General features: G+C 36.3%; 23 protein-coding genes. 20 read left to right on the forward strand and 3 right to left on the reverse strand.

Going from position 1 to position 23,693, the window contains the following annotated elements; genetic code table 11:
- The first annotated feature begins 24 nt into the window (after window positions 1-24).
- From NTX65_06230 to NTX65_06315, 18 genes are all read left to right on the forward strand, one after another.
- Window positions 25-549: a cytochrome c family protein gene (locus tag NTX65_06230; protein MCX6168914.1), complete on the forward strand. Its 525-nt coding sequence runs from the start codon at window positions 25-27 to the stop codon at window positions 547-549.
- A gap of 21 nt (window positions 550-570) precedes the next feature.
- Window positions 571-1,839 carry a hypothetical protein gene (locus NTX65_06235; GenBank protein MCX6168915.1) on the forward strand — a complete coding sequence of 423 codons (1,269 nt, stop codon included), beginning with the start codon at window positions 571-573 and terminating at the stop codon, window positions 1,837-1,839.
- A 6-nt stretch (window positions 1,840-1,845) separates the two neighbouring features.
- Complete coding sequence (locus tag NTX65_06240; protein MCX6168916.1) at window positions 1,846-3,054, forward strand: cytochrome c3 family protein; 1,209 nt, start codon at window positions 1,846-1,848, stop codon at window positions 3,052-3,054.
- Window positions 3,055-3,075: 21 nt separating this feature from the next.
- On the forward strand, window positions 3,076-4,248 hold the full coding sequence (locus NTX65_06245; protein ID MCX6168917.1) for a hypothetical protein: 1,173 nt from the start codon (window positions 3,076-3,078) through the stop codon (window positions 4,246-4,248).
- Window positions 4,249-4,500: 252 nt separating this feature from the next.
- On the forward strand, window positions 4,501-4,866 hold the full coding sequence (locus NTX65_06250; GenBank protein MCX6168918.1) for a response regulator: 366 nt from the start codon (window positions 4,501-4,503) through the stop codon (window positions 4,864-4,866).
- Window positions 4,867-5,065: 199 nt separating this feature from the next.
- The gene (gene ccsA, locus NTX65_06255) at window positions 5,066-5,890 is read left to right on the forward strand and encodes a cytochrome c biogenesis protein CcsA (GenBank protein MCX6168919.1); all 825 of its coding nucleotides are present in this window, start codon (window positions 5,066-5,068) and stop codon (window positions 5,888-5,890) included.
- Window positions 5,891-5,900: 10 nt separating this feature from the next.
- The gene (gene hemA, locus NTX65_06260; protein ID MCX6168920.1) at window positions 5,901-7,226 is read left to right on the forward strand and encodes a glutamyl-tRNA reductase; all 1,326 of its coding nucleotides are present in this window, start codon (window positions 5,901-5,903) and stop codon (window positions 7,224-7,226) included.
- Window positions 7,213-8,157: a hydroxymethylbilane synthase gene (hemC, locus tag NTX65_06265; protein ID MCX6168921.1), complete on the forward strand. Its 945-nt coding sequence runs from the start codon at window positions 7,213-7,215 to the stop codon at window positions 8,155-8,157. Before hemA ends, hemC begins: the two co-directional genes overlap by 14 nt.
- Window positions 8,154-8,939, forward strand: coding sequence for a uroporphyrinogen-III synthase (locus NTX65_06270; protein ID MCX6168922.1), 786 nt, complete (start codon window positions 8,154-8,156; stop codon window positions 8,937-8,939). Before hemC ends, NTX65_06270 begins: the two co-directional genes overlap by 4 nt.
- 11 nt (window positions 8,940-8,950) lie before the next feature.
- On the forward strand, window positions 8,951-9,997 hold the full coding sequence (gene hemE / locus NTX65_06275) for a uroporphyrinogen decarboxylase (GenBank protein ID MCX6168923.1): 1,047 nt from the start codon (window positions 8,951-8,953) through the stop codon (window positions 9,995-9,997).
- 54 nt (window positions 9,998-10,051) lie between these two features.
- Window positions 10,052-10,405 (forward strand): four helix bundle protein, encoded by a 354-nt coding sequence (locus tag NTX65_06280; protein ID MCX6168924.1) that lies wholly within the window; start codon window positions 10,052-10,054, stop codon window positions 10,403-10,405.
- 85 nt (window positions 10,406-10,490) lie between these two features.
- Window positions 10,491-11,867 (forward strand): oxygen-independent coproporphyrinogen III oxidase, encoded by a 1,377-nt coding sequence (gene hemN, locus NTX65_06285; GenBank protein ID MCX6168925.1) that lies wholly within the window; start codon window positions 10,491-10,493, stop codon window positions 11,865-11,867.
- Window positions 11,868-11,887: 20 nt separating this feature from the next.
- Window positions 11,888-12,841 carry a ferrochelatase gene (hemH, locus tag NTX65_06290; protein MCX6168926.1) on the forward strand — a complete coding sequence of 318 codons (954 nt, stop codon included), beginning with the start codon at window positions 11,888-11,890 and terminating at the stop codon, window positions 12,839-12,841.
- Window positions 12,842-12,925: 84 nt separating this feature from the next.
- A complete protein-coding gene (locus NTX65_06295) occupies window positions 12,926-15,031 on the forward strand; it encodes a M3 family metallopeptidase (GenBank protein ID MCX6168927.1) in 2,106 nt (701 codons plus the stop codon).
- Window positions 15,032-15,120: 89 nt separating this feature from the next.
- Window positions 15,121-16,506, forward strand: coding sequence for a protoporphyrinogen oxidase (gene hemG / locus NTX65_06300; protein ID MCX6168928.1), 1,386 nt, complete (start codon window positions 15,121-15,123; stop codon window positions 16,504-16,506).
- Window positions 16,507-16,527: 21 nt separating this feature from the next.
- Window positions 16,528-16,722: a four helix bundle protein gene (locus NTX65_06305; protein MCX6168929.1), complete on the forward strand. Its 195-nt coding sequence runs from the start codon at window positions 16,528-16,530 to the stop codon at window positions 16,720-16,722.
- A 228-nt stretch (window positions 16,723-16,950) separates the two neighbouring features.
- Window positions 16,951-17,934, forward strand: a complete 984-nt coding sequence (hemB, locus tag NTX65_06310; protein MCX6168930.1) for a porphobilinogen synthase — start codon at window positions 16,951-16,953, stop codon at window positions 17,932-17,934.
- A gap of 88 nt (window positions 17,935-18,022) precedes the next feature.
- The gene (locus NTX65_06315) at window positions 18,023-19,303 is read left to right on the forward strand and encodes an MFS transporter (GenBank protein ID MCX6168931.1); all 1,281 of its coding nucleotides are present in this window, start codon (window positions 18,023-18,025) and stop codon (window positions 19,301-19,303) included.
- Window positions 19,304-19,307: 4 nt separating this feature from the next.
- On the opposite strand, the gene NTX65_06320 is transcribed toward NTX65_06315, so the two are convergent.
- Window positions 19,308-19,814 (reverse strand): PaaI family thioesterase, encoded by a 507-nt coding sequence (locus tag NTX65_06320; protein MCX6168932.1) that lies wholly within the window; start codon window positions 19,812-19,814, stop codon window positions 19,308-19,310.
- Between the two features lie 149 nt (window positions 19,815-19,963).
- Between NTX65_06320 and hemL the strand changes: the two genes are divergently transcribed.
- Window positions 19,964-21,253: a glutamate-1-semialdehyde 2,1-aminomutase gene (hemL, locus tag NTX65_06325; protein ID MCX6168933.1), complete on the forward strand. Its 1,290-nt coding sequence runs from the start codon at window positions 19,964-19,966 to the stop codon at window positions 21,251-21,253.
- An 88-nt stretch (window positions 21,254-21,341) separates the two neighbouring features.
- On the opposite strand, the gene NTX65_06330 is transcribed toward hemL, so the two are convergent.
- Window positions 21,342-21,749, reverse strand: a complete 408-nt coding sequence (locus NTX65_06330; protein ID MCX6168934.1) for a bacteriohemerythrin — start codon at window positions 21,747-21,749, stop codon at window positions 21,342-21,344.
- Between the two features lie 245 nt (window positions 21,750-21,994).
- Between NTX65_06330 and NTX65_06335 the strand changes: the two genes are divergently transcribed.
- Entirely contained in the window at window positions 21,995-22,981 is a 987-nt protein-coding gene (locus NTX65_06335; GenBank protein MCX6168935.1) for a radical SAM protein, read from the forward strand.
- Between the two features lie 23 nt (window positions 22,982-23,004).
- Here the strand turns inward: NTX65_06335 and NTX65_06340 are convergent, their stop codons facing one another.
- Entirely contained in the window at window positions 23,005-23,391 is a 387-nt protein-coding gene (locus tag NTX65_06340; GenBank protein ID MCX6168936.1) for a response regulator, read from the reverse strand.
- Between the last annotated feature and the right edge of the window lie 302 nt (window positions 23,392-23,693).

Here is a 23,693-nt window from a genome sequence, read left to right on the forward strand (position 1 = left end):
TTCAATCTTTCCACGGAGGAAAAAATGAATTACAAAACTTCTCTTCTCGTATTAATTATTGTTGCAGCTTACCTTTTTATGCCGACAAATACAAATGCACAAGCCAAATTTGTCGGTAGCAAAACTTGCGGAATGTGCCATAAATCCGAAAAACAAGGGCAACAATTAAAAATTTGGTCTGAAAGCAAACACGCTCAGGCATACAAAGTTCTCTTAACTCCTCAAGCAGATGAAATAGCTATGAAGAAAGGCGGGAAAAAAGCTGCTGAAACACCAGAATGTTTGAAATGCCATGTTGGTGAAAAAGCATTAGTTGAATCTACTTTTAAAGAAGACGGCGTACAATGCGAAACATGTCATGGTGCTGGTTCAGAATATAAAACAATGTCCGTTATGAAAAACAAAGAAGAAGCAATTAAAAAAGGTTTAACTGTTCCAGAAGGTGAAAAATTCTGTAAGACATGTCATAATTCAGCAAGTCCTACTTTCAAAGAATTCAAGTATGCTGAAATGTGGAAAAAAATCGCTCATGCAACACCTAAAGGTTAATTCTATTTTATAGAGCATAAAATGAAAAAAATATTTTTGCTGTTTCTCTTTTTTAGTCTGCCGTTTATGATTTCTGCCCAGAATCTTAACGGCAGCATCTCTTCTTCATTCTATACATTCGAGAGATTTGATACACTCAAGACTTCCGATACATTCATTAGAAATTTCGAAACCTTATCGCTTAACTTCAATTATAATAAGATTTCGCTTCGAACCCGAATGAACTTTGAAACGAATCTCAGCAATTCTTTGGATAGTGATCCTCGAATGAGATTTTACAATTTATATCTTGAAGCCCGCGATATATTCGATCTGTTCACATTGAAACTCGGCAGACAGCCTTTATTTACACCTGTTGCCGGCGGATTATATGATGGAGTTAATCTAAAATTTAGATACTCCGGTATCTCAATCACCGGTTTTTACGGCGGAAATGTTCCGGCTTATCAAAAATTACAAATGACTACAGACCTAAGCAATGATTACGTTTTAGGTGGTAAAATTGATCTGAATTTTCTTGAACATTTTAATTTTGGATTGAGCTACATGGACAAAAACTTCAAACCTCTTGATTTCACGGCTTTGAGGTTAGATGCCAATTTAAATTTGATTCAAGTACTTATAGAACAGAAATCGAATCAATTTAAATTTCTTACCGCAGAGGCGTCATATTTCTTAAATGAGAAAGTAAATATTGATACACGATACGAATACGATTTGAATTTCAGCACAACATCTAAATTTGAAGTCAACGGGCGCGTTCAAGCCACAGATGAATTAGGTATTGATGCTTATTATAATTACCGCGAACCGAAGATCAGATACAATTCCATTTTTTCTGTGTTTGATTACGGCAATTCGCAAGAAATGGAAGGCGGAATTGACTATAAATTAAATAAGGATATAACCATTTTTGGTAAATATGGAAACGTAATTTACGATGATGATAGTTCTCAAAGATTAAATATTGGAGCCACAACAGCATACGGCAGTTTCAGCTACAGAAAAACATTCGGATATGCCGGAGAACTTGATGCGGTTTCAATTTATACAGCACACACTTTCGGCGATGGCTTTATTACTCCGTCAGTCGGAATTGCTTTTACAAATTACAAACTCTCAGCAGATTCAGAAGTTAATACTATAACAAGCCTTCTTGGCGGTGTAAATTTAAGACCATGGACTTATCTATCATTTGATCTTCAGGGTCAGTATTTCAATAACAAAATTTACAAAGATGATTTCAGAATTCTGTTCAAAGTAAATTACTGGTTTAATACTAATTTCTAGAATATTATGAAAATAAAATATCTATACGGCGCCCTATCTCTATTTCTAATTTGTTTTTTGACAATTGCTGCAATTAACAAGAACGGAAACAGTGAACAGGAAAAAACTAATAAAGATGTAATTAAATTTTCGCACAAAGTGCATAAAGATATTACTGATTGCGCATCATGTCATACCGCAGTATCCGAGAGCACGACTCTTAATATGCGACTCCTTCCTGAAAAATCTGTCTGTGAGACTTGTCATGATGTCGATGATGAAAAAAATTGCAAGCAGTGTCATTACGAAGATATAAACGAACCGCTGATTCAGAAGAAACCGGAAATGATTTTCAATCATAAATTTCATTTAACGGATCAGAAACTGGTTTGTGAATCTTGCCATAAAGGTTTGTCGGATGTTAATTATAGTTTCGAATCGGTTTCTGCTTTACCTGCAATGTCGGTTTGTTATGATTGTCATAACGGAACTACAAAAGCAACAAACGTGTGCGAATCTTGTCATATCTCAACCGTTAAATTGATTCCACAAGATCATAAACAAGTATCTTTCTTAAAGAATCATAAGTTCACTGCGACGAAAGATGATGCTCAATGCCAAATGTGTCATAACAATTCATTCTGCGAATCATGTCACGTTTCTACAACCATGATTACTGAAAATAATAGTTCACGCGATTTCTATACACCTTATTCACCACACAAATTTATTGATAATACAAAACAGCAGAATATAACAAGAGTACATGATTTGAATTATCAATTCACGCATGGAATTGATTTAAAAGGCAAAACATCGGAATGCCAGACATGTCATCAGCCAGAGACCTTCTGCGCTAAATGCCATGATTCTAAAGGCGGCGACTTTGCACTTGAAGGAACTCTTCCAACATCACACAAAGCTCCGAACTTTGTTACAATTGGCGTTGGAACAGGCGGCGGTCAACATGCAGTTCTAGCGCGTAGAGATATCGAACAATGTTCTTCATGTCACGATCTTCAAGGTGCTGATCAAAATTGCATTCTTTGCCATGTTGATAATGATGGAATCAAAGGAACTAATCCAAAAACGCATCCAAGAAGTTTTGGTGCCGATTTGGAAAAAGGTGATTGGCATACAGACCAAGGATCGGTCTGCTATTCTTGTCATACAGATGCTAATGCACGTCCTGGTGGTATTAAAGGAGTCGGCTTCTGCGGTTATTGTCATAAATAAAAATTTTTTTCTGGATAAACTATGAGATATACAAAATTTTATTTGCTCTTACTCGTTTCACTTGGAATTTTCTCTTCCTGCAGCGATTTAAAAAATGATGTGACTGCCCCGTCAAATTTTGCACTTCATGGCGTGGATGTCTTAAATCCTGCTTCGATTAGTTTTCACGGTGTTACAGTAAAAGAGAAAGGATTGGAAAGCTGTAAACAATGTCATTCTTCAAAATTCGATGACGGAACTGCAATGTTAAGTTGCGCTTCGGTTAACTGCCATCCAAATATTTCTGTTCACCAGAACAAAGCGGCAATTAACGATCCTGCTTCATCATATTTTCATGGTTTGTTTATTGAGACAAAGAATTTGAAAATGAGCGACTGTAACCAATGTCATGGAGCTAATTATTCCGGTGGAATTGCAAGTCCTGCTTGCAGCAGTTGTCACACGACAATTACCGTTCATCAAAATGGAATTTCTGATCCCGCTTCGCAAAATTTTCATGGAAAATTTATTGCATCATTGAAATGGGATATGACAAATTGCAAAACATGTCATGGAACTAATTATGCCGGTAAGGTTGCAAGTCCATCGTGCAATACCTGCCACACAAATACCGGCGGACCGGAAGCGTGCAATACTTGTCATGGTAATTTTTCTGATCCTACTTCCATTGCACCGCCTAAAGATATTGCAGGTGATGTTGATACAAAATTTGCTGGAGTTGGTGCTCACGCTTCTCATCTTAAAAGTAGTAAAATTGGAATCGTTAAGTGTTCCGAATGTCATAACGTTCCTGCCACATTAAATTCTGCTGGACATATTGATAATACGGCAAGAGCTGAAGTTGTTTTCAAGACATATGATTCCGCAGTTGGATCTTCCGCTTACGATTTGAGTACTTACAAATGTACCAACAATTATTGCCACGGAAGTTTTGCTTTTTCAAAAGCTAATTCTCAATATCCTTTCGCTTATACCGCCGATAAAATTGAGGGAAACAATTATCAACCGATATGGAATAAAGTTGATAATACTCAAGCTGCATGCGGTACATGTCATGGTTTACCTCCAAAAGGACACGTGGATGCTGATCTGAAAGGCTGTGCAACTTGTCATGCCGGAGTTGTTGATCAGTACGGTAAAATTATTGATGCAACAAAACATATGAATGGCAAAATAAACGTCTTCGGAAATTGAAATAATTTTTATTTTCAAAGCCGCTTTCGAGCGGCTTTTTTTTTGCAAATCTCCAATTCACGATATCAAGAATTCATCTCCTTTTCTTTTCTTTCGAAGACTCTTTTACTTGAAGAGGATCAATACAATAACAAAAAAAACCTTGATTGATCAAAATGAAAGAGATAACTTTAATTAATGTTTCACCGAATGTTTATAAATAGAGTTTATAAAAATCAATATTTGCTTAAATGAAATCTGAGATTCTAAACAATGGAAAAGCCAAAATTAATTGTTGTTGAAGATGACGATTTAAGTCAGATAATCTATGAAAACATCTTCTCCAAATATTTTGAAATAACTGTATGCACGAACGATTCAAAGTTTTATGATTCCCTTAAAACGGCGCATTATGATATCTTCTTAATTGATTTAGGGCTTGGCAAAGGGAAAAACGGTGTGCAGCTGATTGAAGAGCTAAGATTGATGGAAGAATATAAAACTACGCCAATCATTGTTGTAACCGCTTATACATTAAGGAAAGATGAGCAGATTTCTATGCTTGCCGGCGCAACAAAGTTTCTGCAAAAACCGATTGATAACAAAGTATTGCTGAATGAATTTAAAAGTTACTTCTAAGTTTCCTTACAAGTTCATCTTTAATCTCATGTTTCAAAAAACATTAAGAAAGCTGGCTTTTTGAGCCCCATTTTGTACTAATTAGATCTTAATTCGTCAAGAATAGTATTTGACGACCCTTCTTTTGTAAGTTTTTGGGGTGAGATTTTCATAATTTTGACATCACAAAAAACAAGCCATATAATTTTTTTGAGAATATATGCTTCAATCGATAGATATACTAAATTTTTTACTTCCTCTCTTTTATGCACTTGCATTTGCAATATACTGTTTCGATTTTTTCAATGAGAAGAAGTTTATAAGCGATTCCAAGCGAATAGTTTTATTCGTCACATTGCTTTTACATACTTTTTATTTAATATCTAGAACAATTGAATATAACCATCCGCCGATAACTAATAAATTTGAGATATTTTCTCTAATTGCTTTCTCGATCGGATTCTCTTATTTCGTTCTTGAACTGCTGACTGATATTCGCGGAACCGGTGCTTTCATTATCTTATTTTCTCTTTTTTTTCAGACCATTTCTTCTCTCTTTGTTGAACACAATTACATAGTTCCGGAGGTTTTAAGGAACCGTCTTCTTGGACTTCATGTAGTCAACGCACTTTTGGGATATTCCGGAATTACGGTCTCTGCGGTTTACGGACTGCTTTATATGCTTCTCTACAAAAACTTAAAAACCAATAAATTCGGTTTGATCTTCGATCGATTACCAAATCTGGAAATTTTAGAAAAGCTCAGTTTTTATTCTGCCGTAATTGGTTTTGTACTTTTAACATTTGCAATTGTTATAGGAATTATTTGGCTTCCGAGCGCCTTCCCGCATTTCAGCTATCTTGATCCAAAATTAATTGGCACTTTATTCGTCTGGTTTGTTTACGGAATCGGAATTTTAAGTAAACTTTTAGGCGGTTTGTATGGTAAAAAAGTAATTCTTTTTTCATTAATCGGTTTTGTTGTTGCGATACTATCATTGATAACTACGAACACATTGGCAAAGACGTTTCACTCGTTTTATTGAAAGTTTTAAAATGAATTTAGTCGGCATATCAATAAATCATAATACTTCTCCTCTCGATCTTCGAGAAGCAATCCATCTTAGTCGGGATGAAATTGTAGAGTTCATCCCTCGCTTAAAGGAATCTTTGTTTTCTGAAGGAGTTGTAATTTCAACGTGCAACCGGACTGAAATATTCGGCTTTCCTGAAAATTCTGGATTAGACACAACACAGCTTATAGAAAAACTTATTGATTTCAAACCGGGTGCGGGCATTCAACCGCAGCATATTACAAAATATTTTTCTTGCGGGGCAGTTAAACATTTATTCTCTGTAGCTTCTGGAATTGATTCAATGATAATAGGCGACAGCCAAATTTTGGGACAGGTAAAAGAGGCATTCGAAATTTCGGAGGATTTAAGTTTTGCAGGATCTGTTCTTCGCCGAATCTTTGATACGGCAACCCGGACTGGAAAACGTGCTATTAAAGAAACGACAATAGGAGAAGGCGCTGTAACTGTTAGTTACGCGGCTGTTCAAGTTGTTGAAAAGATTTTTGCTAATCTCGAGAAGAAATCTGCGCTTGTAATTGGAGCTGGCGAAACAGGAGAACTTGCAGCAATTCATCTTCGGGATAAAGGAGTTGGCAAAATTGCTATTTGTAACAGAACAATTGATCGTGCAGAAAAATTGGCAGAAAAAGTTCATGGGGAAATAATTCCATTTCAATTTCTAGCTGAACAACTGCAAAACTTTGATATTATAATCAGTGCAACAAGCGCCGATAATCTAATAATTTCTTTTGATAACGTTAAAGCTGCTGTCAAAAAAAGACGTGGTTCACCTGTTGTCTTAATGGATATTGCAGTTCCACGCGATATTGATCCGGAAGTGAAGAAAATTGATAATGTGTTTTATCACGATATGGATTCGCTAAAAATCATTGTAGATCAAAATTTACAGAAGCGGCGCGATCAGATTCCGCTCGTAAATAAAATAATTATGGAAGAAATGATAGGGTTCTTCGGCTGGTATAATACACTTGATGTTGTACCTACAATCAAAACTATGCGTTCTTTTTTCGAAGAGATACGGCACGACGAACTTGAGAAGATTAGGAATAAAGTAAGTGATGATGATTACACAAAGATTGAAGATATGACACGCAGAATGATCGGTAGGCTTCTTCATAATCCAACTGTCAAACTGAGAGAGTTTGCTGAAACCGGAGCCAACATAAATGATGTAACGGCCAAAACAATGATTTTGAAAGAATTATTTAATCTGGATCATTTGCAGTCAAATGGAAATGAATCGAATAATGATAATAAATCTGAGGAGAATTTTGATAAAGAATAAACTTGTGATCGGATCGCGCGGCAGTGCACTTGCACTCTGGCAAGCTAATTTTATTAAAAAGGAATTGGAACGAAAAAATAAAGATCTTTCAGTAGAAATAAAGATCATAAATACTAAAGGCGATAAGATTCTTGATGTAGCACTTTCTAAAATTGGCGATAAAGGTTTATTCACAAAAGAATTGGAAAATGAATTGCTGAAAGGAACAATTGATATTGCTGTTCACAGTTTGAAAGATTTACAGACTGAAATTCCAAAAGGATTGAAACTTGCCGCTGTTACTAAACGTCACCCCGTTGAAGATATTCTGATTGCTCGTAAAAAGGGAACCAAAATTAACAACCTACCCGAGAATGCAATTGTAGCTACAGGTTCGCTTAGAAGAAGATCTCAATTGCTTCATCTTCGTCCTGATTTAAGAATTGAAGAACTTCGCGGCAATGTTCCTACAAGAATTAAAAAGTTTTTAGACTCTAAGTGGGATGCAATAATTTTAGCCCGTGCCGGCGTTGAAAGACTGAAACTGAACAAGCATATTTCAAGTATCATAAGCACTGATGAAATATTACCCGCGGTTGGACAAGGCGCTCTAGGAATTGAGATTAAAGAGAATAATAAACTTGCAGAAAGAGTTTTAAAATCAATCCATGATGAAAAAACTTATGTTGCAATTCGCGCTGAACGTGCATTATTGAAATCCTTAGAAGGCGGCTGCCAGGTTCCTATCGGCGCACTTGCACAAGTAAAAACAAATGGGTTATATCTTGATGCGATGGTTGGATCAGTTGATGGTTCGGTTACTTTCAGAAAGAAAATGCGAGGCACGAAAGCAGATCCGGAAAAACTTGGTCAAAATTTAGCAAAGGATTTACTAAAAGCAGGTGTTGCTGCAATTTTGAAAGATGTTTACAATAATGCGCGGTCAAAATGAATTCACTAAGAAACAAAACGATACTTATTACCAAGAGTGAACTGGAAAGCAAAAAGAATTTAGATGCTTTGAAACATGAAGGCGCTGAATTACTTTTTTGCCCGACGATTAAAATTGTACCGGCAATTAATTCTCCGGAACTTGATGATGCGTTACGGATGTTTAATCAATTTGATTACCTGGTATTTACATCCGCCAATGCTGTCGAAGTTTTTTTTGATATCGCTGCTAAAAGAAAGCTGAATCTATCAAAAGCAAAAGTAGCTGTTGTAGGAAAAAGCACTGCCGATGAATGCGAATCCGTTGGAATCAGAGTTGATATTATACCGGATGAATTCAGTTCAAAAGGATTGATTGACAAATTATCAGAATTTGATTTGATAAATAAAAAAATATTTATTCCCGGCTCTTCTCTATCTGGCGGAGATCTGAATCTTGGTTTATCTGAACTTGGCGCACAAGTATATTCAGTTCCGGTTTATGATGTTGTTCCAAACGACTTGAACAATTTAAAAAACGAGCACAAGAAAATTCAAAAGAAACATCCTAACGTTTTTATTTTTACAAGTCCTTCTTCGTTTAATAATTTTCTTAGAATAATGAGTGTTACGGATTCTGATAAGTATTTTGGAACAAGTACCATTTGCGCTATTGGGGCCACTACTGAAAGCGCGATACGAGAAAAAGGGCTTGCAGTACATATTGTACCAAAAACTTTTTCGCTTCAAGGTGTTTCAGAAGCGATTATAAAATATTTTCAAATTACTGCTGATATAGCATAACCGGAGGATTCTTGACCAAATTAAAAAATGATTTATTTCTTAGAGCTTGCAAAGGAAAATCAGTTGAATATACACCGACGTGGATAATGCGTCAAGCAGGAAGATATCTGCCGGAATATAGAGCTATCCGAGAAAAAGCCGATTTTATAACGATGTGCAAAACACCTGAACTCGCGGCAGAAGTTACAATTCAACCAGTTGATATTATTGGAGTTGATGCGGCAATCATATTTTCTGATATACTTGTAATTCCTGAGGCGATGGGAATGCATCTTGAGATGATTGAAAGCAAAGGTCCAAAACTTTATAATCCAATCCGCACAGCAGATGATGTTAATAAATTGAAAGTGATTGATCCAACGAAGGATTTGAAATATGTGCTTGATGCCGTCTCTCTTGCTAAAAGAGAATTGAACGGACGTGTTCCGTTAATTGGTTTTGCAGGCTCACCTTGGACTTTAATGACCTACATGGTTGAAGGCGGCGGATCAAAAAGTTTTTCGGAGATAAAAAAATTCATTTACAACAAGCCTAAAGCCGCACACTTGTTGTTGCATAAGTTGGCAGATTCTGTTGCCGATTATCTTTCGGCAAAAATTGAAGCCGGTGCAAATGCAGTTCAGATATTTGATACTTGGGGCGGATTACTTTCGCCGACCGATTTTGAAGAATTTTCTCTAGCGTATATTCAGAAAGTTATTTCTCAAATTAAAAGAAAAGACGAGCCTGTAATTGTATTTGCTAAAGGCGTTCATTATAAATTGAACAAGCTTGCGGATTGCGGAGCGGATGTTATTGGTCTTGATTGGACAATGGAACTTGGGAAAGTTAGAAGTAAGATCGGCAACAAAGTCGCACTTCAAGGGAACCTTGATCCGACAGTTTTGTATGGTGATAAAGATAAAATTAGAAAAGAAGCGATAAAAGTATTGAAGTCATTCGGTAAACATAACGGTCACATCTTCAATCTCGGACACGGTATATTACCTGACGTTCCGCCAGAAAACGCGAAATATTTAGTAGATGTTGTTAAAGAAGAGAGTAAAGTGTTTCATTAGTAAGGAAAGAAGGAAAGAATCGTCCCGCTTCGCAGGACTCAAAGAAGAAATTAGATGAAGACTTTTGAAGAGATACCGGTTTATCAAAAATCAAAAGAATTATGTGTAGAGATTTACAGATTAAATAATTCTAAATTTCAAAAGGATTTCGGTTTTAAAGATCAAATACAAAGAGCAGCTATTTCTGTAATGAATAATATTGCAGAGGGTTTTGAAAGAGGCAGCAACAAAGATTTTGTAAAATTTCTCTATTACTCAAAAGGATCTGTTGGAGAAATAAGAAGCCTATTAAATGTTGCCGTTGAGTTGGGCTATATTGAACCACAACTCTATGAAAAGTTGAAGAATGATTGTTTGGAAATTTCGAAACAACTTTCAAATTTTATAAAATATTTATCAACAAAATAGAACCATCATTAATTATTGAGCGAAGCGATTCTTTCCTTTTTTGGATGGAATGATTCTTTCCTTAGTGAATTAGACTGGAGTAGAAATGTTTAATATAGATCTCGACTTAATAAAAAAATACGATAGACCCGGACCGCGGTACACAAGTTATCCAACAGCCCCGCACTTCAACGATTCATTTACACCGGAAAAATATCTGGACGAAATTATTCGGACAAATAATGAAACCAATCCGCCGGAATTATCTCTCTATTATCATCTTCCGTTCTGTGATACGCTTTGTTATTTCTGCGGATGCAACATGATCATTACACGCAACCGCGATCGAATTCAAGAATATATCAAGTATCTCAAAAATGAAATTGATATGCTTCGCTCCTACATCGTTCCAGGCCGAAAAGTAGCGCAGCTTCATTGGGGCGGCGGAACGCCAACACATCTTAATCCGGATGAAATCAAAGACTTAATCTCATTCATCAACAAAAATTTTGATATAAAGAACGATGCAGAAGAAGGATGCGAAATTGATCCGCGCGGATTAACAAAAGAACATCTTGCTGCACTACGCAGCGGCGGATTTAACCGTATCAGTATGGGCGTTCAGGATTTCAATGAAAAAGTTCAGAAAGCTGTTAACAGAATTCAGCCTGAAGAAATGACACGGCAAGTTGTAAACTGGGTGCGCGAACTCGGATTCAAAAGCATAAATCTGGATTTGATGTACGGACTCCCCTTTCAATCTTTAGAAACTTTTGAAAAGACCGTTGATGCAACAATCGATATTTCTCCCGACCGGATTGCAGTATTTAACTATGCTCACGTTCCCTGGATGAAAAAACATATGGCTCTGATCAAACCGGAAGATTTACCGGTGCCTGAAGAAAAATTAGAAATCCTTAAAATGACAATCGAAAAACTTACAAGTGCCGGATATGTTTTTATAGGAATGGATCACTTTGCAAAACCGGATGATGAACTTGCTATTGCTCAGCGTGAAAAAAAATTATACCGGAACTTTCAAGGTTACAGCACACACGCAGGCACCGATTTATACGGAATGGGAATTACAAGTATAAGTCAAGTCGGCCGTTCTTATTCTCAAAATTTGAAAAAAGAAAAAGAATATTTCGACGCACTAAATAATGAGACTCTACCGATAGAACGCGGGGTGTATTTAAGCAACGATGATATTCTGCGCCGTTATGTAATTACAAAAGTGATGTGTGATTTCGAACTTGATTTTCCATCCGTTGAAAAACAATTTGGAATTGAGTTCGATAAATATTTTAGCCTGGCTATTAAAGGAATGGATGAATTTATTCGCGATGGTCTTGTTGAGATCAAAAATAGAAAACTTACTGTTACACAGATGGGCAGACTTCTCATACGTAACATCGCGATGAATTTTGACGGATACATTGAACGCAAAGAAGATACAGCAAGATATTCGAGAACAGTATAATTTTTAGAAAGGAAAATCTTTTGCAGAAAACTGCTGTGGTATTATTCAATCTTGGCGGACCGGATTCGATCGAGGCGATCGAACCGTTTTTATACAATCTTTTCTGCGATCCGGATATTTTTAATTTACCCTTTGGACAAAAACTTTTTGCAAAATTAATTTCAAGCAGACGTGCACCAAAAGTCGCAAACGAGTACAAACTCATAGGCAGCAAGTCTCCAATTAACGAATGGACTGAAAAACAGAGAGGGATGCTTCAAGAATTTCTGCGCAAAGATTTTCCATCTTTGGATGTTTATACAGCTATGCGTTACTGGAAACCGTTGACAGATGAGATTGTAGTTAAAGTTGAAAATGCAAAGTATGATAAAATTGTTTTGCTTCCTCTCTATCCTCATTACTCTATTACTACAATCGGCTCTTCCTTCAACGAGTGGAATCGGCACTACAAAGGCGATTCTTCAAAGCTGGTTTATATCAATGAATTCTATCTGAATGAAAAATATATTGCGGCAATCAACCAGAGAATTGATGAAACAATTCTGAGATTTCCGGAACAAGTTAGGAATGATATACAGATCGTTTTCAGTGCGCATGGAACGCCGGTTAGTCTCGTTAAGAAAGGTGATCCGTACAGTAATCATATAAAACAAACAGTTGAAGCTGTAATGGGTGCTAGGAATCATTCTCACAAACACCATCTTTGTTTTCAGAGTAAAGTTGGACCCATGAAATGGCTGGAGCCTTCAACTGCCAGTATGATTGAAGGACTTGCATTAAAGAATAAAAAGAATTTATTGATTGTTCCGATAAGTTTTGTGTCCGATCACGTTGAAACATTATTTGAGCTTGATATTGAATACCGGCACGTAGCTGATAAAGTCGGAATTGAAAACTATATCGTTATGAAAGGTCTTAACGACTCAGAATTGTTTATTGAAGCGCTTGCGGAAATTGTAAAAAGTAATATGTGAAATTAAATGCGGCGTTTATAATAAATTCATACAACAAATAAAACGAATTAACATAGTCCAAATAAATACAAAGCGGAGTTAGAAATGAAATCATCGTTTTTCTTATTAATTGTATTCGTTTTATTATTTTCTAAAATCAATACAGCGCAAGAGATGAAAATGCAGAATCCTTTTTTCAGTGAATGGAATACTAAATTTCAAACACCACCATTTGATTTGATTAAGAATAAACACTTCATGCCGGCTTATGAAGAAGGAATGAAAGAACAGAAAGCCGAAGTTGAAACGATAATTAATAATCCGGAAAAACCGACTTTCAAAAATACTATTGAAGCATTTGAAAAGAGCGGAAAACTCTTCACAAAAGTGAATAACGTTTTTAATTGTCTTAACGGTGCTAATACGAATGATTCACTTCAAGAAGTTTCTAGAAATGTGGCACCAATGATAGCAAAACACTTTGATGAAATTTATCTGAACGAAAAATTCTTTGACCGTGTAAAAAGCATCTATCAAGAAAAGGATAAACTCAATCTGACTACTGAACAAAAAGTCGTTCTAGAAAATTATTATTTGGATTTCGTACGGGGCGGCGCAAATCTTAACAAGGAAGATCAAGAAAAATTAAAAAAGATCAACGAACAGCTTTCTACTCTTGGAGTTAAATTCGGCGAGAATATTCTTAAAGAAACAAACGCTGTTGGATTACTTATTGACAACAAAGATGATCTTGCCGGTTTGCCGGCAGACGTTATTCAAGGTGCGGCTGAAACAGCAAAAGAAAAAGGATTTGAGGGTAAATGGGCTTTCATACTTCAGAGACCAAGCTGGACTCCATTTCTTCAATATTCCGAAAAAAGAAATCTTAGAGAAAAATTGTTCAAAGCATATTTAAACCGCGGAAACAATAACGATGAATTCGACACGAAAAAAATTCTCACTAAAATGGCTTCACTTCGTGTAGAGAAAGCAAAACTTTTAGGATATAAGACATATGCGGATTTCAAACTTGAAATTAATATGGCTAAGAATCCGGATAACGTTTACAAATTTTTAAACGACCTTATGATACCGGCTTTGCACCGGGCTAGAATTGAAGCCGATGACATGCAGAAAATGATTGATAATGAAAAAGGCAATTTCCAATTACAACCGTGGGATTGGTGGTATTATTCGGAAAAAGTTAAAAAAGAAAAATATGCTCTAGATGAAGAAATGCTTCGCCCTTATTTCAAGTTAGAGAATGTTATTGCCGGAGCTTTTGGGGTCGCGTCAAAACTTTACGGATTGAAATTCATAGAAAGAAAAGATATTCCAATTTATCATCCAGATGTAAAAGTTTTTGAAGTGACCGAAGCGAACGGAAAACATCTTGGAATTTTATATACCGATTATTTTCCTCGCGACAGCAAACGTAGCGGCGCATGGATGAGTGAATTAGTCGGTCAGTCAGATATTGATGGAAAATATATTTCGCCAGTTCTTTACAATGTCGGCAATTTTACAAAACCTACAAAAGACAAACCGGCGCTCTTAAGTTTTGATGATGTTTCAACTTTATTTCATGAATTTGGTCATGCTCTTCACGGATTAATCGGAGTCTCTGTTTATCCGACCGGAAAAAGAGTTCCTGTTGATTTCGTTGAATTGCCGTCTCAAATAATGGAGAACTGGGCTTCCGACCCAGAAGTTCTTAAGATGTATGCAAAACATTATAAAACCGGAAAACCGATTCCTCAAGAATTGATAGATAAGATTGTAAAATCCGGTAAGTTCAACCAAGGATTTGATACAGTTGAATATTTAGCTGCATCTTTGCTGGATATGGATTGGCATACAATTACTGATACAAAAGAAAGAGATGCAATTAGATTTGAAAAAGAATCTTTATTAAAATACGGATTGATACCTGAAATCGAATCGCGTTATCAAAGCACGAATTTTCAGCACATCTTTTCGGATGACGGTTATGCGGCGGGATATTACGGTTACATTTGGGCTGCAATTCTTGATGCCGATGCTTTCGCTGCTTTCAAAGAGACAAATAATGTGTTTGATGAAAAAACCGCTGCAGCATTCAGAACTCTTCTTGAAAAAGCCGGTAGTGATGATCCAATGGTCCTATATAAAAAATTCAGAGGAAGAGAACCTAAAGTTGACGCGCTTCTTATTAAACGCGGATTGAATTAACGTGAAACGGTAAAAGAGAAACGTGAGACGTAATTTATAAATTAAGTATTTCTTCCGTTTCACTTTTCACGTTTTCCGAAAAAAAATATATGACTAACAAAAAATCAGTCACAATACTCGGCGCCGGAATATCCGGATTAGCAACAGCGCATTGGCTTAAGAAAGAAGGATTCGACGTAAAAATTCTTGAGGTCAAAAATGAACCCGGCGGCGCGATGGAAACTTTCCGTCGGGATGGATTCTTAGTTGACTTTGGACCCAACAGCGGACTTGAAACAACTCCTCTTATAAGACAGCTCGTTAATGTAGTAGGGCTTTCAGACGAGATGATCTATGCGAGTGATATCTCCAACAAGAGATATATTTTAAGGAACAATCAACTTCATGCTTTGCCTACTAGCGCCTCGGTTTTTCTTAAAACAAAATTATTTTCATTAAAAGGAAAACTCCGACTGTTCGGCGAACCGTTTATCGGAAAATCTAAAGATGGTTATTACCAAAGTATTGCAGAGTTTGTACAAAGAAGACTTGGAAAGGAATTTTTAGATTACGCAATCGATCCATTTGTGAGCGGAGTATTCGCCGGAGACCCTAATAAATTGAGCGTCAAATCGGCATTCCCAAAATTGTACCGTCTTGAAGAAATTTACGGCGGATTAGTAAAAGGAATGATTAAAGGCGCACGAGAAAGGAAAAAGCGCGCCGAGGAATCGAAACAAAGTGCAAAAATGTTTTCGTTCACAAACGGCATGCAGACTTTTCCGATGGCAATAGCGAAAAATTTAGGTGACTGTATTTCTTACAATTGTAAAGTACAAATTGTAAAACGACCTTCCGATTCTAAAGAAACAACATGGAAAATTTTATACGAGCTGAATGGTTTACAGCATGAACTTAGTTCTGATATTATATTATCAACTGTACCGGCATATGTAACCTCAAAAATATTCGGTTCTCTTGATGAAAATCTGATCAAGCACCTTGATGATATTTATTATCCGCCGGTAATGGTTCTATATCTTGGGTTTAACAAAAGCGATATTGGTTTGCCGTTGGATGGATTTGGTTTTTTAATTCCATCCAAAGAGAAGAAGAAATTTCTTGGTGCAATTTGGAGTTCAACTATCTTTCCAAACCGCTGCCATGATGATAAAGCCGCATTCACACTTTTTGTCGGCGGTGCGCGCTCGCCTCAATTATTTGATACTGACAAACAAACACTCGTTGATAATGCTTTAAAAGAATTTAAAGAGATAATGCGGATAGATGCCGACCCGATATTTCTTCAGGAAAGAATGTGGCAGAAAGCTATTCCCCAATATAATGTTGGTTACATTGAGCACGAGAATTATTTTGATAAATTTGAGAAAGAGAATCCGGGAATTTTTCTCGGCGGGAACTATCGCCGTGGAATCTCTGTAGGAGATTGTGTTAAGAACTCTGAGATCATTTTTAAAAAAATAATTGCAAATTGAGAATGGCTAATTGCAAATTATATGAAAGTATTTGAAAAACAAGTTGAGTATGGGAACCCGGTTTTAGAGAAAAGTTTCAAGTTTGGTGTTAGGATTGTAAAATTTTATTCTATACGACTAAAAAATAATTATCAAATCAAAGATTTGTTGAGTCAGATATTAAGAAGCGGTACATCAATTGGCGCCAATATTGCTGAATCTCAAGAAGCAGTATAAAAGAAAGATTTCATCAATAAACTTTCGATTGCTTTAAAAGAAGCAAAAGAAACTGAGTATTGATTAAGATTATTAAAAGAAGCTTCAGTATTAGATGAAAATGAATTCAATAGTTTAAAAAACGATTGCGAAGAATTAATAAAGTTGCTGATTTCTATTTTAAAAAAATTAAAAGAGTAGTCAATTTGCAATTCTAAATTCGCAATTCTCAATTAAGAAGAGGTTATAATGGCAACATTTCCAACAAAAAGATTGCGCAGACTAAGATATAATCCAACAGTACGGGATCTTGTTCGCGAAACAATATTAACAAAAAATGATTTGATTTATCCTCTGTTTGCAGTTACTGGACAAAAAATAAAAAATGAAATCAAATCGATGCCCGGAGTTTTTCAAATGTCTGTAGACGGTCTGGTTGAAGAATGCAAGGAAGTTGAAAAACTAGGCATTCCCGCTGTAATTCTTTTCGGAATTCCGGATCACAAAGATGAAGTCGGATCCGGCGCTTACGATCCAAACGGGATTATTCAACAAGCAGTAAGAGCAATTAAAAAAGAAACAAAAAGATTACTTGTAATAACTGATGTTTGTTTATGCGAATATACTTCGCACGGACATTGCGGAGTTTTGAACGGAGAAAAAATTCTAAATGACGAAACCGTTGAATTACTTGTAAGGGAATCGGTATCACACGCCGAAGCCGGCGCCGATATAATCGCCCCCTCTGATATGATGGACGGAAGGATCGGTGCAATCCGGAAAGGACTAGATGAAAAAGGATTCACTGAAATACCGATAATGAGTTATGCAGTTAAATATGCTTCCGGTTATTACGGACCGTTTAGAGACGCAGCAGAGTCCACTCCTGCCTTCGGCGACCGCCGTTCTCATCAAATGGACATAGCAAACAGTAATGAAGCCCTACGCGAAGCTGAGAGCGACATCGAAGAAGGTGCCGATATTATAATGGTAAAACCTGCCGGAGCCTATCTAGATATAATCTGGCGGGTTAAAGAAAAATTTGGAATGCCGACCGCTGCTTATCAAGTGAGCGGTGAATACTCTATGATTAAAGCAGCCGGAAGAAATGATTGGATCGACGAAGAGCGTGTAATGATTGAGTCGCTTATGGCAATAAAACGTGCCGGGGCAGATATGATACTTACATACTTTGCAAAGGATGTCGTAAAATATTTAGACAAGTATAAATAAATTTTTCATGAACAAAAGCTTATTTTAGAATAGAGTAAGAGCATGATTAAGATAATGAACACGATAATTTTGAAACCCTCAAAAGGAATTGGAAAGTATTTCAGAAGATAATTTAGATAATGTTGGAAAAGATTTCTCTCATGAAAAACCTAAGTTAAGCTGGCAAGCCACATTTGCCGGGTTACAGCACCGTAATTATCGCCTCTGGTTCATCGGTCAAATAATTTCTTTATTCGGCTCTTGGATGCAGATGACTGCCCAAGCATTCTTCATTTTTGAATTAACACACTCACCTGCTTTTCTTGGATACGTCGGCTTTGCGAATGGATTACCTTCATGGCTTTTTATGCTTCACGGGGGAGTTATAGCTGACCGGTTCTCAAGAAAAAAGATTTTGATCATCACTCAAATAATTATGATGGTCCTTGCTTTTGTTCTAGCATTGCTAACTTTTATTCACATTGTACAACCGTGGCATATAATTGCTTTAACATTCTTGCTCGGTATTGCAAACGCATTCGATGCACCCGCGCGACAGGCATTTGTAAACGAGCTTGTTCCCAAAAAAGATCTTCTCAATGCAATCGCGCTTAACTCGATGATGTTTCATTCAGCCGCCGCAATTGGACCTGCCGTTGCTGGAATTACATACGCTGTTTTGGGTCCAGCATGGTGTTTTGTTATAAACGGAATTTCCTTTCTTGCGGTTATTTATAATTTGGTTAAGATGAAATTTGAGCCGTCAACAAAGAAAACAATGAACAAGTCGGTAAGCCGGGATTTATTCGATGGATTAAAATATCTGAAGACTCAAAAACAAATTCTTCTTATAATGCTGATCATCTCATTCTCAACAATGTTCGGATTAAGTATCGCAACGTTGTTTCCGGCATGGGCAGTAAAAGTATTGCACGGCGATGCAACCACCAACGGCTTACTTCAAGCATCGCGCGGAGTTGGGGCAGTACTTTGCTCTCTAGTTATTGCCTCATTTAGTAAATACCTTTCAAGAGGAAAGGTGCTTGTCTTCGGTTTATCATCACTTCCAATCTTTATGATCCTGTTTTCATTTAACAGTTCATTTATCCTTTCGGCATTAATTCTGGTTGGAATTGGTGCCGGTATTATCGCGGTTAATAATCTTGCAAACGGATTAGTTCAAACTCTTGTTACGGAGGAATTCCGCGGAAGAGTTATGGGAGTTTACAGTTTTAGCTTTTTCGGATTTATGCCAATCGGCGCATTATGGATTGGAATGTTAGCCGAAGAATTAACATCCCCTCAAGCAATTATGATAAATGCCTTTATTTTATTAATCTTCACAATAATTATCTGGTTTCTTTCGCCGCGATTAAGAAAGAGCAATTAATTTTTTAAATCTCAATTTCTTTCGGATCAGAATCAGTTTCAACAATCATCCATTCATTTTCGCTCCGGTCAAAATCAGCAATTTTTTCCAATGGCACTTTTAAATATTTGCCCGCAGCTGTAACTGCAATATCTCCGTTGCTAAGAATAATTTCGCCGGTTCCTTCAAACATTCTGTTATTTTCATTTGTAATTCTTCCAATAACTTTCAGTTCCTCGTTCAATGGAATCGGTTTTTTGAATTTGACATTCAAATCAATTGTAACGCCCCAAACTTCCGTCTCATATTTATTAAGAATTGCCCGTCCAATTGTTTCATCAAGAATTGCCGATGCAATTCCGCCATGCAGTCTGCCGGGATAGCTTTGATGTTCTTCCGTCGGAGTGAATAGAGCAATCAATTCTTGATTTTCTGTTATATAAAAATGAGCGTGGATGCCGAATTTATTCTTTAATCCGCACACAAAACATAATTTGGAATTATGCTGCTTGCCTATAATTTGATGCTTCATTCATATCTCCAATTACTATATCAAAAAATAGATAGAATCTTGTATGTTCGCCAAGTTGATTTCAAAATAATTTTTTATAACGGATTTTATAATTAATTTTGACACAAATTTTTTAACATAAACGATTTCGTTTAATAAATGGAAAAGATATGAACATTAATAAGAGTGAAAAACTATTTGAAGAAGCAAAAAAATATATTCCGGGCGGTGTTAATTCACCGGTTCGGGCTTTCAAATCGGTCGGCGGCACTCCGCGCTTTATGTCAAAAGGAATTGGATCTAAAATGTATGATGTTGACGGCAATGAATTCATTGATTACATCGGCAGCTGGGGTCCTCATCTATTCGGACATAATCCGGGATTCATAAAAGATGCCTTGATAAAAGCTGTAGAAAACGGAACCAGCTTCGGCGCCCCGACAGAAATTGAAATCAAAATGGCAAAACTTATCACAGAGCTAGTACCGTCTATAGAAATGGTTAGAATGGTTAACAGCGGAACTGAAGCTACAATGAGTGCGGTACGTGCCGCAAGAGGTTATACCGGTAAAGACAAATTTATAAAGTTTGAAGGCTGCTATCACGGTCACGGAGATTTCTTCTTAATTAAAGCCGGTTCAGGCGCTTTAACATTCGGAGTCCCTACCAGCCCCGGTGTTACAAAAGGAAATGCCGCTGATACTCTTGTTGCCGATTTTAACGACATAAATTCTGTTAAGAAATTAGTTGCGCAGAATAAAAATGAAATTGCAGCTCTAATTATAGAAGCTGTGGTTGGAAATATGGGGACTGTTTGCGCTAATGATTCATTTATTCAAGAACTGCGCACAATATGCGATGAAGAGAAAATTGTATTGATATTCGATGAAGTGATGACCGGATTTCGTTTAGCCCAAGGAGGAGCTCAAGACATTCTTGGAGTTAAACCCGATCTTTCAACATTCGGAAAAATTATCGGCGGAGGTTTACCGGTTGGTGCCTATGGAGGCAGAAGAGAAATTATGGAGATGATTTCACCAAGCGGACCGGTTTATCAAGCTGGAACATTGAGCGGTAATCCTTTGGCAATGAATGCCGGTTACGCTTCATTGTCCTTTATTAAAGATCACCCCGAAGTTTATAAAATCCTTGAAGAGAAATCGGCTTACCTGGAAAACGGAATTAAAGATGGAATAAAATCGGTCGGCAAAAATTTTCAATTCAACCGTATCGGTTCGATGATGACATTCTTTTTTACTGAAGAACCTGTGGTTGATTATAATTCAGCTGTAAAATCCGATACGAAACTTTACGGCAAATATTTTCACGAGATGCTGAACCGAGGTGTTTACCTTCCGCCGGCACAGTTTGAAGCGTTGTTCGTATCAACTGCACACACAAAAGAAGATCTTGATAAAACCATTGAGGCTAATCTAAACGCTTTAAAATCGATTTTATAGATTTATAAAATGGCGGATGTAATTATCAGCCGTTTTTTAAAAACTTCTTATTCGTTAATGAAGTTTGGTCAAAATATCTATTAATTCTTTATGCAATTCCTTTGCTGTTAAAAAATGATGTATACTTTTTATCGGAACCGGCAATGTGTTGTGTGAGCCAATCTTTCAAAAAATTCATCAGGTCCATCGTTAGAACGCTACCGCCATTATTATAACCTTCAACAAATTTCTTTACTTGTGCTACAAGATCGGCATGCTGCCTTTTATGAATAATTGTTTCCGGATAACCATACTTTTCAAACAATTTTTCCTCAAATCCAAAGTGATAAACTGTATAACTAACCAGCTCATTCAATACACTACCTAAAATTTCCTTTCCCTTTCCTAATTTCATCCCATCGTGTAGATTGTTAATCAACTCAACTAATTTTTTATGCTGTAAATCAACATCTTTTACTCCAACTGAATAGCTATCGCTCCAATTTAAAAGCGCCATAAAATATTTCCTTCTTTTAATTAGTATTAATAATGAAGATTGATAATACTCTGTTTTGAATATTGCACAATTTCCAAAAACCAGTAATGGTTAAACCAGCCTTTTTCTTTTGTCTTATTATCGGATATTTTAAGAAATATTTTAATTACACTTCTGTTATATGTAAACCTGTAAAGTTTATTTTGATGCTTCCATTTGAGGAATAATTTTTAGATTTGCTACAGCAATAGTCTAGATAATAATTGATGACACCTATTCCTTCTTATATAAAACTTTATAATTCCGGCAAGCTTTATAAAAAAGCTGAGGCTGCCGAAGAAATATTAAAATCATGCAAAAGTTGTCCGCGTGGCTGCGAAGTTGACCGGACCAAGGGAAATACAAGTTTTTGTCAAAGCGGTTTTTTGCCAATAGTTTCGTCGTACACTGCTCATTTTGGGGAAGAGCCCGTTCTTTCGGGATCGCGCGGTGCGGGAAATATTTTTTTTGGTAATTGTAATCTTCGCTGCATCTTCTGCCAAAATTATGAGATAAGCCAGAATTCGGAAAACGAAATGAAAAACGAAGTTACTCACAAGCGTCTTGCCGATATAATGATAGAACTTCAAGATAGAAAGTGCCATAATATAGGACTTGTTTCGCCAACTCATTTCTCTGCACAAATTTTAAAATCAATTCTATTTGCAGTCGAAGAGGGATTACAACTTCCAATCATTTATAACACCAACGGATATGATTCCGTTGAAATGCTTAAACTTTATGATGGTGTAATTGATATTTACTTACCCGATTTTAAATACGGCAGCAATCAATCTGCAAAAACTTATTCTTTAGCCGAGGATTATTTTGATCATGCAAAAGAAGCGCTAAAGGAGATGTTTCGTCAAGTTGGCGATGAACTTATTTATGATGGTGATGTTGTAGTCCGCGGATTAATCATTCGGCATCTGGTTCTGCCAAATAATTTGGCTGAATCGGAAAAAGTATTTCAATTTATTGCAGAGGAGTTGAGTACCAGGGTTCATATTTCTCTTATGTCTCAATATTTTCCTACAAACAAGGCGCACACAAATATTTTAATTGACCGCGCGCTTCGTAAATCGGAATATGAGAAGGCAGTTGAGCTGATGGGAAAATACGGATTACATAATGGATGGATTCAAGAAATGGGAAGCGGTGATAATTACAAACCATATTTCAACGAAGACAGAGCAAATCCCTTTAAGAATTGAGCGGTCCAATTAATACTAATCAATTAAATTTTTCTTGTAGTCCGTACTATTTTTTTCAACACAACTTCAATTCGTTCATAAAGTTGAGTTACAAATTTCGTCTTTAGCAGATAATCATCTACACCCATTTGAATTATCTTTTCCACATATTCTTTTTCATCGTGATTCGTCATTATCACTACAGCAACCTGGCGGGTTCTATTTTGAATTTTTTCTAAAAATTGAACACCATTCATATTAGGCATTTCGAGATCCAAAAAGACAATATGCGGTCTCTCTTTTTCAAAAGAGATTAAACCGCTGGCTCCGTCATCAGCTTCAAAAACTTTTGAATCAAATTTTTTCTCTAATAATCTTTTGAGTAAGGTCCTAAATCCTTTATCGTCTTCTATTAACAATACTCTTTTCATTTGTTTCTCTGTGGTCTATAGGTAATTATCAGATTAATTTGTAGAATCCTCTGAAATATTAATTAAGGATTGTCATTGCGATCCCGATGAAATCGGGAGAAGCAATCTCGATTATGATTTAGAATCGAAGTTTTGAGTTTGCTTCACTTCGTTCGCAAAGACAGTCTTTGGAATTTTTCAGAGATCTCTAGTAATTAATTTATAATATCCATGTTGGAACTTCAATATACGATTAGAACTTATAAAAACATCTGCAAATATTTAAAATGTCATTTCGATTGAGCGAAGCGACTGAGAAATCT

This window comes from Ignavibacteriales bacterium, assembly GCA_026390795.1.
In the GTDB taxonomy this organism is placed as follows: domain Bacteria; phylum Bacteroidota; class Ignavibacteria; order Ignavibacteriales; family Melioribacteraceae; genus Fen-1258.

Bases quoted from the DNA above. Each gene is read 5' to 3' on its own strand.
- NTX65_06230 (MCX6168914.1), top strand. From the start codon at position 25: ATGAATTACAAAACTTCTCTTCTCGTATTAATTATTGTTGCAGCTTAC.
- NTX65_06235 (MCX6168915.1), top strand. From the start codon at position 571: ATGAAAAAAATATTTTTGCTGTTTCTCTTTTTTAGTCTGCCGTTTATG.
- NTX65_06240 (MCX6168916.1), top strand. From the start codon at position 1,846: ATGAAAATAAAATATCTATACGGCGCCCTATCTCTATTTCTAATTTGT.
- NTX65_06245 (MCX6168917.1), top strand. From the start codon at position 3,076: ATGAGATATACAAAATTTTATTTGCTCTTACTCGTTTCACTTGGAATT.
- NTX65_06250 (MCX6168918.1), top strand. From the start codon at position 4,501: ATGGAAAAGCCAAAATTAATTGTTGTTGAAGATGACGATTTAAGTCAG.
- ccsA (MCX6168919.1), top strand. From the start codon at position 5,066: ATGCTTCAATCGATAGATATACTAAATTTTTTACTTCCTCTCTTTTAT.
- hemA (MCX6168920.1), top strand. From the start codon at position 5,901: ATGAATTTAGTCGGCATATCAATAAATCATAATACTTCTCCTCTCGAT.
- NTX65_06270 (MCX6168922.1), top strand. From the start codon at position 8,154: ATGAATTCACTAAGAAACAAAACGATACTTATTACCAAGAGTGAACTG.
- NTX65_06280 (MCX6168924.1), top strand. From the start codon at position 10,052: ATGAAGACTTTTGAAGAGATACCGGTTTATCAAAAATCAAAAGAATTA.
- hemN (MCX6168925.1), top strand. From the start codon at position 10,491: ATGTTTAATATAGATCTCGACTTAATAAAAAAATACGATAGACCCGGA.
- NTX65_06295 (MCX6168927.1), top strand. From the start codon at position 12,926: ATGAAATCATCGTTTTTCTTATTAATTGTATTCGTTTTATTATTTTCT.
- hemG (MCX6168928.1), top strand. From the start codon at position 15,121: ATGACTAACAAAAAATCAGTCACAATACTCGGCGCCGGAATATCCGGA.
- NTX65_06305 (MCX6168929.1), top strand. From the start codon at position 16,528: ATGAAAGTATTTGAAAAACAAGTTGAGTATGGGAACCCGGTTTTAGAG.
- hemB (MCX6168930.1), top strand. From the start codon at position 16,951: ATGGCAACATTTCCAACAAAAAGATTGCGCAGACTAAGATATAATCCA.
- NTX65_06320 (MCX6168932.1), bottom strand. From the start codon at position 19,814: ATGAAGCATCAAATTATAGGCAAGCAGCATAATTCCAAATTATGTTTT.
- hemL (MCX6168933.1), top strand. From the start codon at position 19,964: ATGAACATTAATAAGAGTGAAAAACTATTTGAAGAAGCAAAAAAATAT.
- NTX65_06330 (MCX6168934.1), bottom strand. From the start codon at position 21,749: ATGGCGCTTTTAAATTGGAGCGATAGCTATTCAGTTGGAGTAAAAGAT.
- NTX65_06335 (MCX6168935.1), top strand. From the start codon at position 21,995: ATGACACCTATTCCTTCTTATATAAAACTTTATAATTCCGGCAAGCTT.
- NTX65_06340 (MCX6168936.1), bottom strand. From the start codon at position 23,391: ATGAAAAGAGTATTGTTAATAGAAGACGATAAAGGATTTAGGACCTTA.